The following is a 14,805-nucleotide window of genomic DNA, read 5'->3' as shown; positions in this document are numbered from 1 at the left end:
CGGCCACACCGGCCCAGGCGGCTCCGGCCCCGCCGGCACCAGGCCCGCGGGTTCCGGGCCTGCGAACTCCAGGCCCACCAACGCCGGACCCGTAGATCACGGGCCCACCGGCTCCAGGCCCGCGGATCCAGGGCCCGCAGGTTCCAGGCCCGCAGGTTCCAGGCCAACCGGCTCAGGGCCGGAGAACTCCGGGCCCAGCCAGGCGGCGGCAGGCGGCGCGGCGGGCGGGAGCGCGACCGGCGGCGGCGAGGGTGGCTCCGGTGAGAACGGGCGCGGCGCCAACGGGCTGACGGAACGGGAAGCCCGGGTCCTCGCCTTCGAAAGCCAGTGGTGGCGCTATCCCGGCGCCAAGGAGGCCGCCATCCGGGCGGAGTTCGGCCTGTCGTCAACCCGTTACTACCAGATCCTGAACGTTCTGATCGACTCGCCGGCCGCGCTGGCCGCCGACCCGATGCTCGTCCGCCGACTGCGGCGGCTGCGCGAGCAACGCCGGCGCGCCCGCGCCGGTCATGTGGACGACGCCGGTGAGCCCGGCGACGACGGTTCCGACGACGCCTGAGGAGAGCCCGTGCCCAGAGGCTCCCACGACTTCTCCCGGCACCCGGGTGGTGACCGCCTGCGCATGGCAGGTGCCGCCCTGGTGGCCGTGCTGGCCGTACTGGCCGGAATTCTGCTGGTGAACCTGTTCAACGGGTCCGGCGACTCTGACGACGGCGCCGCCCCGGCGGTGACCGGCGAGCCCGCCGCCCCCTCGGGCGAGCCGGCGCAGGGCGTAGACCGCCCCGAGGACTCCTCCAGCCCGACGCCGTCGGAGCGGGCGACCCCGAGCCGGTCGCCCAGCCCGACACCCGGCCCGCGGCCGTCGCCGACGCCGCAATCCGCCCCGGCGCAGCCACCCGCGGCCCCGGGCACCGGGGCGCCGAAGGTCTTCGCGCCCGTCGTCGTGCTGAACAACTCCCGGATCGCGGGTCTCGCGGACAGCGCCGCCAACCGGGTGGAGGCGGCCGGCTTCCGGGTCGAACGGGTCGGCAACTACCTGGGCCAGTACAACGTGCCGGTTTCGACCGTCTTCTACGATCCCGAGGACGCCGACGCCGCGCGCACCCTGCTCGAGACGGTTCCCGGCGTCGAGCGCATGGTGCCCCGCGCAGAAACGAGGATCATCGAGACCGACACCCTGATCCTGGTCGTCACCCGTGACTTCCCGACCGACGACCAGCCCTGACAACGGCCCACCAGCAGCCACCATCCCTCACAAACGACGTGACCGGGAAGGGATCGTGACCGACTCCTCCGCGCCCTCGCCGCCCGCTCCCGCGGGTGCCCACGCCACCGCCGAGCCTGCCCCCGCCCCGCGCACCCTGGCCGGCGGCGCCGGCCTGGCCGCCCTGCTGACGACGCCGGACAAGGCGCTCGTCGCCCTCGACTACGACGGCACCCTCGCCCCGATCGTCTCCCGGCCCTCCGACGCGGTGCCCGCGCCCGGCGCGATGGCCGCGCTGGGGCGGATCTCCCGCCGCGTCGGCACCGTCGCGATCATCACCGGCCGGCCGGTGGACGCCGTCCTCGAGCTCACCGGGGCGGAGCGGTTCACCGATCTCGGGCACCTGCTCGTCCTCGGCCAGTACGGGCTGCAGCGGTGGGACGCCGAGACCCGGCAGACCACCGCCCCGGAACCACTGCCCGGGGTGGAGGCGCTGCGCTCGGCCCTGCCGGACGCACTGCACGACGCCCCGGCCGGGACGTCGGTCGAGGACAAGCGGCACGCGCTGGTCGTCCACGTGCGGCGGACCGCCGACCCCGACGCCGCGCTGGCGGCGCTCACCCCGGCGCTGACCAGGCTCGCCGAGGAGTACGGGCTCGAGGCGGCGCCGGGCAAGCGGGTCCTGGAGCTGCGCCCGCCCGGTCACGACAAGGGCCGTGCCCTGCGCGGGCTCGTCGCCGAGCGGGCGGCCCGGTCCGTCCTCGTCGCCGGCGACGACTACGGGGATCTCCCCGCCTTCGAGGCGGTCGACGAGCTGCGGGCCGGCGGCCTGGGCGCGATCACCGTGTGCAGCGACAGCCCGGAGGTGCCCGACGTGCTGCGCGAGCGGGCGGATCTGGTCGTCAGCGGCCCGACCGGCATGGTCACCCTGCTGGAGGTACTCGCCGACCGCCTCGGCGCCTGACCCGCGACGTCGACTCGAGGCGTGACCCGGGACGGCCGCTCGGGGCCTGACCCCGGGGAACCGGATCAGCCGGCGCGGTCCGGTTCCGCCGGCGCGTGGCCGCGGATCTCGTCCAGCTGCGCCCGGAACCAGGCCCGCGGCGGCAGCTCACCGGCGACGGCGGCCAGCCGCCGGGCCCGCTCGCGCCGCTCGGCCGCCGGCATGACCAGCGCGGTGTGCATCGCCTCCGCGGTGGCCGTCACGTCGAACGGGTTCACCACGACCGCGTCGGCGCCCATCTGCGAGCACGCCCCCGCCTCCCGGGAGAGGACGAGGACCCCGCCGTCGGCCGAGACCACCATCCCCTCCTTGGCGACGAGGTTCATCCCGTCCCGGATCGGGTTCACCACGAGGACGTCCGCGAGCGTCATGGCGGCCAGCGAGCGCGGGAAGTCGTCGTTGATCTCCAGGTGCACCGGCAGCCAGGTGTCCGTCCCGAACTCGTCCTCGATCTCGGCGGCGAGGCGCTGGACGGCCGCCGTGTACTCGCGGTACTCGGGCAGGTCGTGGCGGGACGGGTAGGCGCACACCAGGTGCATGACCCGGCCGTGCCACTCCGGGTGCGAGCGGAGCAGCTCGCGGTAGGCGTCCAGGCCGCGGACGATGTTCTTGGACAGCTCGGTGCGGTCGACCCGGACCACCAGGCGGCAGCCCCCCGCCAGCTCGCGCAGCTCGGCCGCGCGGGCACGGACGTCGGGGCGGGCGGCGCGGTCCCGCAGCTCGGCGGCGTCCACTCCGAGGGGGTACAGGCTGGTGCGCACGGTGCGCCCGCCGGCGGTGACGGTGTCGCCCACCACCTCGGCGCCGAGGATCTCGGCGCAGCAGTCACGGAAGGCCGCCGCCCACGCCGGGGCGAGGAAGCCGAGCCGGTCCGCCCCGAGCATGCCGTGCAGGATCGCCGCGGACACATCGTCGGGCAGCATCCGGAAGTACTCCGGCGGGGACCACGGCGTATGGCTGAAATGGGCTATCCGCAGGTCCGGCCGCATCTGGCGCAGCCGGGCGGGGACCAGCGTCAGGTGGTAGTCCTGGACGAGCACGCACGCCCCCGGCGCCGCCAGCTCGGCCAGCGCGTCCGCGAACGCCGCGTTGTACGCCTCGTAGGCGGCCCAGTCCTTGCGGAAGGACGCGCCGAAGCTCGGCTCCGTCGCCGGCGCGTGCAACAGGTGCAGGACGAACCAGAGCGTCCGGTTGGCGACCGCGTTGTAGGCGCGGTCGAACAGCACGCGGTCGAGGTCCAGCATCCGCACCGAGGCGCCGCCGGTGTCGTAGCCGCTGCGGTCGATACGGCCGCCCGGAGCGGAGCGGGCGGCCCGCCGGTCGGCGTCGCTGAGGGCCGCGCAGACCCAGACGATCTCCCGGCCGTCCTCGGGCGTGTCCTGGACGACCTGGGCCAGGCCGCTGACCAGACCGCCGCCGCCGCGCCGGGGATGCAGCAGGCCGTCGTCGCCGACGACGAACGACACCGGCCCCCGGTTCGACGCGATCAGCAGATCGGCCTGGGCCGGGTACTCGCTCCCGGGCGCCGTGAACTCCCCGATGCCCAGCATGTGACGCACACAGCGGAGCGTAGGCCATCGGGTGCCCTGTCGGGGCGCCACCCGCAAGCACCGCGGGTGCGCGCCGCCGGAATGCCGGCCCGGCAGGGCCGCCGCGACGGGGCCCGCGGTCAGCCGGCGCCGAGCGCGGCGCGCACTGCGGTGGCCCAACCTGCGCCGAGCGGGCCGTCCTCGACCACCACGTTGTCGTAGGCCGGGAGCAGCGCGGCGATGTCCGGGTGGCGCACCGCGTTGGCCACCAGGTGCATCCGCCCCACCGAACGGGCCATCGCGAGATCACTGGCGGAGTCGCCGATGGCGATCGCCTCGGCCGGGTCCACCCCGCGCCGCTTGAGGTCGTGCGCGACGGCGTCGCCCTTGCTGACGCCGTCCGGCACCAGGTGGTAGACGTGCGGGTGCACCCCGAGATCAGGCATGTGCGCCGGTGAGATGAGCCCGTTGTCGCGCATGCTCAGCCAGCCGAAACCGGACTCGGCCAGCCAGCCGTCCACCTCGGCGACATCGATCCGGCCACGCAGCATGACGTCCACCTCGCGGCCGGTGTGCCAGGGGGTGTGCAGCTCCAGGCGGCCGGGGTGCAGCTTGGTCAGCTCGTCGAGCAGGCTCTCCGGCACCCGCTCGAACGAGTCGGGCATCGCGCCGCGCAGGATCTCGGTGTCGAGCCCGGTGTTCCATCCGATGATCGCGCCCAGCTCGCCGATGAACCCGTCGGCGCCGAAGATCCCGGCGGCCTCCACGAGCTGCGGCCTCGTCCTCCCGGAGACCAGCACCAGCGCGATGCCCGCGTCGTGCAGGTCGACGAGTGCGCGGGCGGGGTCAAGGGTGGTGTCGCCGCCCTCGGCCCGGAAGAAGCAGCCCCGCGGGCCAACCATCGTTCCGTCGAGATCGGTGTAGACCACGCGAACGCTCACGCTTCGGGCTCCCTGGTGTCGGTCCGGCGAGATCGCGGCCGGCGGCAAGCGGCCCAGGTGACGCGGGCACACGGCCCCTCGACCCGACCGCGGCCCACCTCAGGACGTGTCATCGAAGCACCTGTGGCACACGGCAAACCGCTGGAACTCCGGTGCACGCCTGTCCGCACGCGGTCTACAGTACGGACAGACAACTTCATCTGGCTCATCCAGAGGGGCAGAGGGAACGGCCCAGCGAAGCCCCGGCAACCACCGTCGCATCCATGCGCGGCAGGTGCTAATTCCGACCCGGGACGCAGCCGGCTCCCGGGAAAGATGAGGAGTTCCGCATGACTCTCGCGCCCGAGCGCGCCACTCTCCCGAGCCCGGACGCCGCCAACCCCGCCGTCTCGCTGTCCTGTCGTCACTGCGGTGCCACCTACCCGCTGTCGGCCACCCACGTCTGCGTCGAGTGTTTCGCGCCGCTCGAGATCGCCTACGACGAGGACCGGCTGCGCAAGGTCACCCGGGCGTCGATCGAGGCCGGGCCGTCCAACCTGTGGCGGTACGTCGGCCTGCTGCCCGCCGGGCACGTCGCCGAACGGCGCGTCTCGCTCGACGCCGGCTGGACCCCGCTGCGACCCGCCCAGCGCCTCGCCGCCGAGCTCGGCATGCGCACCCTGTGGGTCAAGGACGACAGCGCGAACCCGACCCACTCGTTCAAGGACCGGGTCGTCTCGGTGGCCCTCACCGCCGCCCGCGAGCTCGGCTTCCACACCGTCGCCTGCGCGTCCACCGGGAACCTCGCCCAGTCCGTCGCCGCCCACGCCGCGTCCGCCGGCCTGCGCTCGGTCGTGCTCGTCCCGCACGACCTGGAAGCCGGCAAGACCGTGTCGACGGCCGTGTACGGCGGCACCCTCGTCGCGATCAAGGGCAACTACGACGACGTCAACCGGCTGTGCAGCGAGCTGGCCGGCGAGTACGAGTGGGCGTTCGTCAACGTCAACGTCCGGCCGTTCTACGCGGAGGGCTCGAAGACGCTCGGCTACGAGGTCGCCGAGCAGCTCGGCTGGCGCATCCCCGGCCAGGTCGTGGTGCCGATCGCCTCCGGCTCCCTGCTGACCAAGGTCGACAAGGCGTTCGGTGAGCTCGGCCGCCTCGGGCTCGTCGAGCCCACCCCGTACAAGGTCTTCGGCGCCCAGGCCGCCGGCTGCAACCCCGTCGCCGCCGCCTACGCCCGCGGCGCCGACACGGTCGCCCCGGTGAAGCCGTCGACGATCGCCAAGTCCCTCTCGATCGGCAACCCGGCGGACGGCCCCTACGCCCTCGACGTCGCCCGCCGCACCGGCGGCGCCATCACCGACGTCACCGACGACGAGATCGTGGACGGCATCCGCCTCCTGGCCCGCACCGAGGGGATCTTCGGGGAGACCGCCGGCGGCGTCACCGTCGCCTGCCTGCGCCGCCTGCTGAACGAAGGCCTCCTCGACCCGGACGTCGAGACGGTGATCTACAACACCGGCGACGGGCTGAAGACCCTCGACCCCCTGGTCTCCACAGGTGGTCCCACCGCCACGATCCCGCCCTCGCTCTCCGCGTTCGAGGCCGCCGGCCTCGGCGACGACTAGCCTCCCGCTCTCCCCGACGAAGCGTCGGCGCCCGGACCCGCGCGAAACCGCGATTCTCGGGCGCCCGCGGAACGGCAGTTCCCGGGCGCCCGCGGAACGGTGACACCCGGGGCTCTCGTCGGACCAGCCCGAACCGGTGGTGGGCCGGTCGCGGGCCGAACGGAGCCCGATGGTGGGTCGGTCGGCGTCGGTGTGCGCGTAGCCGGGCGTGGAGTTGTGCGCGGCTGGTCAGGATGGCGCTGTTCGACACCGATTCCGCCTGGGGCCACACCGATTTCCCGTGGGTGTCGCCGCAGGCGGGGAGGCCTCGGTGGCCTGCCGCCACGCCGGTGGGACACGGGGGAGGCGAGCTTGCACTCACCCATGCCGAGTGCTAAACAGGAGTTGGCACTCTCCCCATGGGAGTGCCAAGGGCTGAAACGACGAGGCTTCCTGGTCATCCTTCCGTTCGCACGGGGGCCGGGTCGGAGCCGTCCGTCGCGGGCGTCGTTGTGGCCAGGCCATCGAACTGCCATCCCCCTGGGAGGACCCAGACACCATGCCGAAGATCATTGCCTTCGACGAGGAGGCACGGCGCGGCCTGGAGCGCGGCATGAACCAGCTGGCCGACGCGGTCAAGGTCACGCTCGGCCCCAAGGGTCGCAACGTCGTGCTGGAGAAGAAGTGGGGCGTCCCCACGATCACCAACGACGGCGTCAGCATCGCCAAGGAGATCGAGCTCGAGGACCCGTACGAGAAGATCGGCGCGGAGCTCGTCAAGGAAGTCGCGAAGAAGACCAACGACGTCGCGGGTGACGGCACCACCACCGCGACCATTCTCGCCCAGGCTCTGGTGCGCGAGGGCCTGCGCAACGTCGCCGCCGGCGCGAACCCGATGGGCCTGAAGAAGGGCATCGAGGCCGCCGTCGAGCGTGTCTCCGAGGAGCTCTCCAGCGTCGCCAAGGACGTGGAGACCAAGGAGCAGATCGCCTCCACCGCCTCCATCTCCGCCGGTGACCCGGCCATCGGCAGCATGATCGCCGAGGCGATGGACAAGGTCGGCAAGGAAGGCGTCATCACCGTCGAGGAGAGCAACACCTTCGGGCTCGAGCTCGAGCTCACCGAGGGCATGCGCTTCGACAAGGGCTACATCTCGCCCTACTTCGTCACCGACACCGACCGCATGGAAGCTGTCCTCGACGACCCGTACATCCTGATCGCGAACAGCAAGATCTCCGCGGTCAAGGACCTCCTCCCGATCCTGGAGAAGGTCATGCAGGCCGGCAAGCCGCTGGCCATCATCTCCGAGGACGTCGAGGGCGAGGCCCTGGCCACCCTGGTCGTCAACAAGATCCGCGGCACGTTCAAGAGCACCGCGGTCAAGGCGCCGGGCTTCGGTGACCGCCGCAAGGCCATGCTGACCGACATCGCCGTCCTCACCGGCGGCCAGGTCATCTCCGAGGACGTCGGCCTCAAGCTCGAGGGCACCACCGTCGACCTGCTCGGCCGGGCCCGCAAGGTCGTCATCACCAAGGACGAGACCACCATCGTCGAGGGTGCCGGCGACGCGGACCAGATCGCGGGGCGGGTCAACCAGATCCGCAACGAGATCGAGAAGTCCGACTCCGACTACGACCGCGAGAAGCTCCAGGAGCGGCTGGCCAAGCTCGCCGGCGGCGTCGCGGTCATCAAGGTCGGCGCGGCCACCGAGGTCGAGCTCAAGGAGAAGAAGCACCGCATCGAGGACGCCGTCTCGAACGCGAAGGCCGCGGTCGAGGAGGGCATCGTCGCCGGCGGTGGCGTCGCGCTCCTGCAGGCCGCGACCAGCGCCTTCGAGAAGCTCGACCTCTCCGGCGACGAGGCCACCGGTGCGAACATCGTCCGTCTCGCCCTGGAGGCGCCGATCAAGCAGATCGCGTTCAACAGCGGTCTCGAGGGCGGCGTCGTGGTCGAGAAGGTGCGCAACCTCCCGACCGGGCACGGCCTGAACGCGGCGACCGGCGAGTACGTCGACATGGTCGCCACCGGGATCATCGACCCGGCGAAGGTCACCCGCTCGGCGCTGCAGAACGCCGCGTCGATCGCCGGCCTCTTCCTCACCACCGAGGCCGTCATCGCGGACAAGCCGGAGAAGGACAAGGCCCCGGCCATGCCGGGTGGCGGCGGCGAGATGGACTTCTGAGTCCTCTCCCCCACGCTCTCTGACGAGCACAGAAGGGCGGTCCCGGCCACGGCCGGGGCCGCCCTTCGGCGTTTCCGGGCAGCCCGGGGCTTCTTCCGCCGGCAGCCCGGAAGCTCGAGCGGGGACGGTGGTCCGGGGGCGTGGTGGTCCGGGGGCGTGGTAGTCGGTCACCCGGCCGCCGGGTGGGAGGTGCCACGGCGGCGGGTGACCGCCCGCGGGATGCGCCGATTGGGGACGGAGCCGGCGCGGTCAGTTCCCGCGGTGCGAGGCGTCCCCCACGGAATCTCCCTCCAGCCGCTCCCAGGCGGCCGGAGAAGGGATACCGCAAAGAGTCGCCCCGGTCGGTCCCGGGCCGGATGAGCCAGCCCTGATCGACTGGACGTGAAGTTACCAGGGAGTAATTAGATCAACAAGAGGTCGGCGCTTCACCAGGACACAGATCACGGGTATGAAATCGACCTTTCTGGACTTAGGCCCCGTTATCGGACCGCTTCTCCCACACCGAAGGAGCCAGTGCGACAAGCACCATCGGGTGCTCGGCGGTCCGAAGCGCCCGGCCCGGACGACCCGGACAATCCGTGGGCGTCCCAACCTCGCCGCGCGGCCGCAAGTCCGTCCACGGAGGATCATCGGGGGAGCACTGGCAGACGACAACCGGACGGCTGCGCCCCGGCGCGCCGACGTGCGTCATCGGCGGGTCGACACCCACACCTTCGACAGCGGACGGAGCAACGGGCACGATGAGCACTGTGGTTCAGGCTCCCACCCCACTGCGATCCCACCGCCCGACCCTTACGCTGCCGGCCCCGCCGGTGTCCGTCGCGGATCTCGACGCGACGGCCCTGGAGGACGCGCGCGTCGAGGTGCTCGACGGGCTGTGTGTCACCCGCCCCTGGCCGACTCCGCTGCGGGCCCGGGTCACCGATCGGCTGCGGGCGCTGCTCGCCCAGGCGGCGACCTCGGGCGCACAGGTGTTCACCGGCGTCCAGGTCGAGCTGTCGCCCCGGTGCCTGCTCGTGCCGGACGTGGCCGTGGTCGCGGTCGGCGACCCCGACCGGCGGCGGATCACCGAGACGCCGTTCGGCGTGGTCGAGGTCGCCGACGCCAGCACCCGCCGCTACGACCGCACGCTGAAGCTCGACGTGTACCGGGAGCACGGGGTTCCCGTGTGCTGGCTCGTTGACCCGGATTCGGCGACGATCGAGGCGTTCGAGCTGGTCGGCCGCGACTACGTGCCGGCCGGCATCGTGTGCGGCGACGAGGAGCTCAGCGTCCTGCGGCCGTTCCCGGTGACGGTGACCCCGGCCGAGCTCATCGACCCGCCCGACGACTGACCATCCCGGCCGTCAGGCCCCGGCCGCGGGTCCCCTCGTTCAGGCGCCGGCCGTCAGGCCACGTCGTCGGCGTCGACGATGGTGTAGGCGTAGCCCTGCTCGGCCAGGAAGCGCTGACGGTGCGCGGCGTACTCCTGGTCGAGGGTGTCCCGGGAGACCACGGTGTAGAAGTGCGCGGAGCGGCCGTCCGCCTTGGGCCGCAGCACCCGGCCGAGGCGCTGGGCCTCCTCCTGGCGGGAACCGAAGGTGCCGCTGACCTGGATGGCCACCCCGGCCTCCGGCAGGTCGATGGAGACGTTGGCGACCTTCGACACGACCAGCGTCGTGATCTCGCCGGTCCGGAAGGCCTCGAAGAGCCGCTCGCGTTCCTTGTTGCGAGTGGAGCCCTGGATCACCGGCGCGTCGAGCAGGCGCCCCAGCTCGTCGAGCTGGTCCAGGTAGGCGCCGATGACCAGCACCCGGTCGTCGGCGTGGCGCTCGACGAGCCGGCGCACGACCAGGTTCTTGCTGTGCGCGGTGGAACAGACCTTGTACCGCTCCTCCGGCTCGGCGACGGCGTAGGTCATCCGCTCGTCGTCGGTGAGCGTGACCCGGACCTCCGTGCACTCCGCCGGCGCGATCCAGCCCTGGGCCTCGATATCGCGCCACGGAGCGTCGTAGCGCTTCGGCCCGATGAGGGAGAACACGTCCCCCTCGCGGCCGTCCTCGCGGATGAGCGTGGCGGTCAGCCCCAGGCGACGGCGGGACTGGATGTCCGCCGTCATCCGGAAGACCGGGGCGGGCAGCAGGTGGACCTCGTCATAGACGATCAGGCCCCAGTCACGCGCGCCGAACAGCTCCAGGTGCAGGTACTCACCCTTCCGGCGGGCCGTCATCACCTGGTATGTGGCGATGGTGACGGGACGGATCTCCTTACGCTCGCCGGAGTACTCGCCGATCTCGTCCTCGGTCAGCGTGGTCCGCCGCAGCAGCTCGGTGCGCCACTGCCGACCGGCGACGGTGTTGGTGACCAGGATCAGCGTGGTAGCGCCGGCGCGGGCCATCGCCGCGGCGCCGACGACCGTCTTGCCCGCGCCGCTGGGAAGGACCACGACACCGGAGCCGCCCTCCCAGAAGCCGGCCACCGCGCCCTTCTGGTAGTCCCGCAGGGACCACCCCTCCTCGCGCAGCACGATCTCGTGCTTCTCGCCGTCGACGTAGCCGGCGAGATCCTCGGCGGGCCAGCCGACCTTGAGCAGCGCCTGCTTGAGCCGGCCGCGCTCGGACGGGTGCACGATCACCGTGTCGTCGTCGACCCGGGCACCGAGCATGGGCGCTACCCGCTTGGCCCTGGTCACCTCGGTCAGGACGGCCCTGTCCAGCGCGCGCATCACCAGGCCGTGCACGGGGTCGTTCTCCAGCCGGAGGCGCCCGTAACGGTCCATCGTGTCGGCGACGTCGACCAGCAGCGCGTTCGGGACGGCGTACCTCGAGTAGCGGACGAGGGCGTCGACGACCTGCTCGGCGTCGTGCCCGGCCGCGCGGGCGTTCCACAGCGCGAGCGGCGTCACCCGGTAGGTGTGCACGTGCTCGGGCGAGCGCTCCAGCTCCGCGAACGGCGCGATCGACGCCCGTGCCTCCGGGGCGAGCGGGTGATCGACCTCCAGCAGGAGGGTCTTGTCCGACTGGACGATCAGGGGACCATCCGGCAAGCCGCCACCGCCTTCCGCGTGTTCCGCGCCACCGCGCCCGTCGGTACGACCGGCACCCGTTGGTACAACCGGCGGCGGCAGGTACCCTCCGCCAGCCCGCCGCGCAGTCACCACGGGCCCGCCACCAGCGTACGGGTACAACCCGACCGGTCAGCGCGGGCCGGGCAGGTCGTCGGCCGCCGGCGGAACCACCCAGTCGCCGGTGTCGGGCACCGGCGGGCCGCCGAACGGGTCGTCGATGTCGGCCACCCCGGTCACCCGGTGCAGGGCGAAGCGGCGGGGAGCCTCGCTGCGCTCGTCCCACGCGGTGAGCCAACCGCCCTCCAGCAGCGTCGGGCGCACGACCCGGTCGCTGGGAGTCCCCTGCTGGTTGACATAGCCGAGCAGGACGCGCCGGCGGTCCCGGACCGCGCCCTGCAGCATCACCAGGATCACCGGGGCGGAGCGTGCGAGCCCGAGCTGCGCCCCCGCGGCGTCCTGCGCCGCCCGCGCGGCGCGGGTGCTGTCGTCGCCCCGGCGCACCAGACGGACGACGTCGCGCAGCTGGTTCGACCTGGTCGGGACGGACTCCGCGGCGGGCGGGCGGGCGCGGGCGGGGGTGCGGTGCACCTCCGGGCGGGCCAGCACAATGCGCCCGTCCGGGGCCTCCGCCACCGGGGCGAAACCGGCCGCGCGCAGTCCTTCCAGCAGGTCGGACACCGGTAGGGGGGAGATGACGATCGTCGGGGCCACCCGGCGCATCGCGAGGGCCTGGGTGCGCCGGGACGCGACGACCTCGGTGAGCAGCGCGGTGTCGTCGCAGCGCAGGTAGGAGGCGGCCGGCCCGGACCGCAACCGTCCGTGCCGGCGGGCCGTGTCGTCGATCAGGTAGGTCAGCGACTGCGGGACGCCGCCACGGGCGAGGTGGCCCAGCAGGTCGTGGAGGTCGTCGGCGGAGCTGCCGGCGTCCATCGCGCGCCGCAGCGAGCTCTCGGTGAAGCGGTACACGGTGGCCGCGCCCGCGGACTCGATGTCAGCCATCCGGGACAGTTCGGCGGCGACCCGCGGCACGAGCGGGCCGGGGGCGACGGCCGTCAGGTCGGTCTGGATGAGCAGTTCCTCGACGGGTTCGGGCAGCAGCGGGGCCATCGCGTCGGCGAGCAGGCGACACAGCCCCTCGTCGGCCGCCGGGGACCTGCCGGAGCCACGCCCCGGGTCGTCGGCCTCGGCGGCGGCGAGGCGGCGCGCGACGAGCTGCCCGAGGGTGCTGGGCGCACCACGCCCGGTGAACCCGACCACCTCGGCCTCGGTGAGCGTCCCGCCGATCATCCCGTCGAGCAGCGGGCCCGTCCGGCGTGGGGAACGCCAGGCCAGGCGGGCGCGCACCGACTCGGGGGTGGGCGCGAAGCCCTCCGGCGCGGCGGCGACGACGCGCAGCACATCGGCGCGCAGGTCCGGGGCGCCGGGACGGCGGGCGTCGAGGGACATCGCGGCGATCTGCCGGCCGCGCTCGTCGCGCCCGCCGACCAGCCAGGCCGCCGACGGCGAGCGCAGCCACCCTTCGGCGAGGACGGCCCACCGCATGGCCACCGTCTCGGTGCACCACCGGTCGTAGACGTTGGTCGGCACGAACTGGACGTCGGTGCCGGGTGTCAGGTCGACCAGCCCGGCCGCGGCCGCCGCCTCGATGACGACGGCCGCCTCGGTCTCGGGGACGTCCATCAGCCGGGCGCTGTTCTTGAGGTCGCGCACGCTGAGCCCGCCGGTGCGCAGCGGGGTGACCGGGGTGCTCCCCCAGGCGGTGAGCAGCGTGGTGACCGCGCGGACCAGCGCGTCGGCGGCCAGCGCGGCGGCCGGGTCGACGGCGCCCGCCCCCACCTCGCGGCCGGTGACCTCAGGCGGCTCGGGATGCAGCGGCCCGGCCTGGTCGGCGCCGCGCAGCACCAGGCCGACCTCCCTGGGCAGCTCGACGGTGCCCGGCTCGATGCCGATGAGCAGCCCGCGGGCCAGCAGCTCCTCGACGGGGCTGCGGGCGGAGGACACACTCAGCAGACGTTCGGCGTCGCTGGTAGCGCCCAGCGCCGGGCCGGCAGCGAGCCGTTCGGCCAGCCGCCGCGCCCGCGCCGAGCACCCGTCGAGCAGGGCGGCGACGCGGTGAGGGTCCGCGAAGGCGGCCGACACCATCTCGATCATGCTCTCGCGCCGGACGGGATGGCTGCCGGCACCAAGGTGGAATTCGGAGTCGAGATCGAGATCGAGATCGGAGTCGTCCGAGTCGCCGAGGCCGCCCGAGCTGGCGGACAACCCGTCGGACACCGCGTCGGGCAGCCCCACGGCCGCCGCCACCCGGGCGAGCTGCGCCTGCCGGTAGCCGGCCAGGCACGCCCGCACCGGCCGCCCCAACCCGAGCGGACGCTCGCCCAGCAGGTCGAAGGCGACGCCGACCAGGCGCAACGCCTCGTCCGGGCCCCAGACGACGAGTCGCTCCCGCAGGCTCTCGAGGGCGGCACGCAGGTCGAGCCCGCCGCAGAAGGCGGTCAGCTCGGCCACGGAGACCGGGCTCGGCAGCAGCGTCAGCGCCTGGACGACCTCGAGGGTGAAGGTGTCCAGCCGCTCCAGCGCCCGACTCACGCTGCCGCGGATCTCCAGCCGCGCCGCGAGGATGTCGAAGTCTGGTGGGGGCGGGGTGGCGAGATCGGGCCGGAGTCTGAACAGCCGGACCAGGGTGTCGTCCGGCAGCGCGCGCAGCCAGTGGGCGAGCGTTCCGGGCGGGCCCGGGACCCGGCCTGTCGACGGGGACATCCTGATGACGGTAGCTGCCTCGCCAGACGGGGTGTAAGCGCGGACCTGTCCGGAGGCCGCCTGCCCGGAGCCTGGCGTGCCGACGGTTTCCCACAGATCAGCGGCACTGTCGGTTGGATCGAGGGGGTCCGTTCGCGGATCGGTCACCGCAGGCGGTCGACCTGGTCCACGACGACCGAGAGGTGGTTGTCGCGGGCCCAGTCCGCCATGCGGGACAGGCTGCCCTGATCGCCGGGCAGCGCCAGCGCACGGCCCACCGAGACGCCGATTACGATCATCGCGCCGACCAGGACGATCTTGACCAGCGTCAGCACGGGGTTCCGGCGGCGCCGGGGGGCGGGCGCGGGCGCCTCGTCGGGGTCATGGTCGAACCGACGGGGCAGCTCGTGCAGCTCACCCGGCCGGCGGTAGCCCTCGTCCGGCACCCCGCGGTACCCCGCGCCCGGTACGGAGTACCCGTCGGGGGGATGGTCTGCGACCCGCTCCTGGTAGCCCGTGGTGCTCACGGGCTCCAGCCCGGCCGCCCTCCGCGGCTCCAGCCCGGCCGCCCTCAC

10 protein-coding genes, 1 pseudogene and 1 riboswitch are annotated in these 14,805 nt (G+C 73.3%); of the genes and pseudogenes, 6 read left to right on the top strand and 5 right to left on the bottom strand.

What is annotated here, in order from left to right; translation table 11 throughout:
• Nucleotides 1–283 precede the first annotated feature (283 nt).
• From FRANEAN1_RS40570 to otsB, 3 genes and pseudogenes are all read left to right on the top strand, one after another.
• Nucleotides 284–559 (top strand): annotated as a pseudogene (locus FRANEAN1_RS40570) (DUF3263 domain-containing protein); the annotation flags it as partial.
• 9 nt (nucleotides 560–568) lie between these two features.
• Nucleotides 569–1,225 (top strand): LytR C-terminal domain-containing protein, encoded by a 657-nt coding sequence (locus FRANEAN1_RS00865; protein WP_012157624.1) that lies wholly within the window; start codon nucleotides 569–571, stop codon nucleotides 1,223–1,225.
• A gap of 55 nt (nucleotides 1,226–1,280) precedes the next feature.
• A complete protein-coding gene (gene otsB / locus FRANEAN1_RS00860; protein WP_012157623.1) occupies nucleotides 1,281–2,168 on the top strand; it encodes a trehalose-phosphatase in 888 nt (295 codons plus the stop codon).
• A gap of 65 nt (nucleotides 2,169–2,233) precedes the next feature.
• Here the strand turns inward: otsB and FRANEAN1_RS00855 are convergent, their stop codons facing one another.
• Nucleotides 2,234–3,757: a trehalose-6-phosphate synthase gene (locus tag FRANEAN1_RS00855; protein WP_041253527.1), complete on the bottom strand. Its 1,524-nt coding sequence runs from the start codon at nucleotides 3,755–3,757 to the stop codon at nucleotides 2,234–2,236.
• Between the two features lie 119 nt (nucleotides 3,758–3,876).
• The gene (locus FRANEAN1_RS00850) at nucleotides 3,877–4,677 is read right to left on the bottom strand and encodes an HAD hydrolase family protein (RefSeq protein ID WP_012157621.1); all 801 of its coding nucleotides are present in this window, start codon (nucleotides 4,675–4,677) and stop codon (nucleotides 3,877–3,879) included.
• A 202-nt stretch (nucleotides 4,678–4,879) separates the two neighbouring features.
• Nucleotides 4,880–4,999, top strand: a riboswitch (SAM riboswitch).
• Nucleotides 5,000–5,006: 7 nt separating this feature from the next.
• On the opposite strand from FRANEAN1_RS00850, the gene thrC reads away from it, so the two are divergent.
• The 3 genes from thrC (at nucleotide 5,007) to FRANEAN1_RS00835 (ending at nucleotide 9,779) form a co-directional block, all read left to right on the top strand.
• Complete coding sequence (gene thrC / locus FRANEAN1_RS00845) at nucleotides 5,007–6,284, top strand: threonine synthase (protein ID WP_012157620.1); 1,278 nt, start codon at nucleotides 5,007–5,009, stop codon at nucleotides 6,282–6,284.
• A gap of 538 nt (nucleotides 6,285–6,822) precedes the next feature.
• Complete coding sequence (gene groL / locus FRANEAN1_RS00840; RefSeq protein WP_012157619.1) at nucleotides 6,823–8,445, top strand: chaperonin GroEL; 1,623 nt, start codon at nucleotides 6,823–6,825, stop codon at nucleotides 8,443–8,445.
• A 740-nt stretch (nucleotides 8,446–9,185) separates the two neighbouring features.
• Nucleotides 9,186–9,779, top strand: a complete 594-nt coding sequence (locus FRANEAN1_RS00835) for a Uma2 family endonuclease (protein ID WP_012157618.1) — start codon at nucleotides 9,186–9,188, stop codon at nucleotides 9,777–9,779.
• 53 nt (nucleotides 9,780–9,832) lie between these two features.
• Here the strand turns inward: FRANEAN1_RS00835 and FRANEAN1_RS00830 are convergent, their stop codons facing one another.
• The 3 genes from FRANEAN1_RS00830 to FRANEAN1_RS00820 form a co-directional block, all read right to left on the bottom strand.
• Nucleotides 9,833–11,470: a DNA repair helicase XPB gene (locus tag FRANEAN1_RS00830; RefSeq protein ID WP_012157617.1), complete on the bottom strand. Its 1,638-nt coding sequence runs from the start codon at nucleotides 11,468–11,470 to the stop codon at nucleotides 9,833–9,835.
• 150 nt (nucleotides 11,471–11,620) lie between these two features.
• Nucleotides 11,621–14,251: a helicase C-terminal domain-containing protein gene (locus FRANEAN1_RS00825; protein WP_012157616.1), complete on the bottom strand. Its 2,631-nt coding sequence runs from the start codon at nucleotides 14,249–14,251 to the stop codon at nucleotides 11,621–11,623.
• Nucleotides 14,252–14,394: 143 nt separating this feature from the next.
• Nucleotides 14,395–14,757 (bottom strand): hypothetical protein, encoded by a 363-nt coding sequence (locus FRANEAN1_RS00820; RefSeq protein ID WP_041253524.1) that lies wholly within the window; start codon nucleotides 14,755–14,757, stop codon nucleotides 14,395–14,397.
• Between the last annotated feature and the right edge of the window lie 48 nt (nucleotides 14,758–14,805).

Origin of the sequence: Parafrankia sp. EAN1pec (assembly GCF_000018005.1) — a bacterium.
Lineage (GTDB): Bacteria > Actinomycetota > Actinomycetes > Frankiales > Frankiaceae > Parafrankia > Parafrankia soli.
The sequence above is the reverse complement of the archived record's forward strand: the minus strand, read 5'-3'. Positions and strand labels throughout refer to the sequence as shown.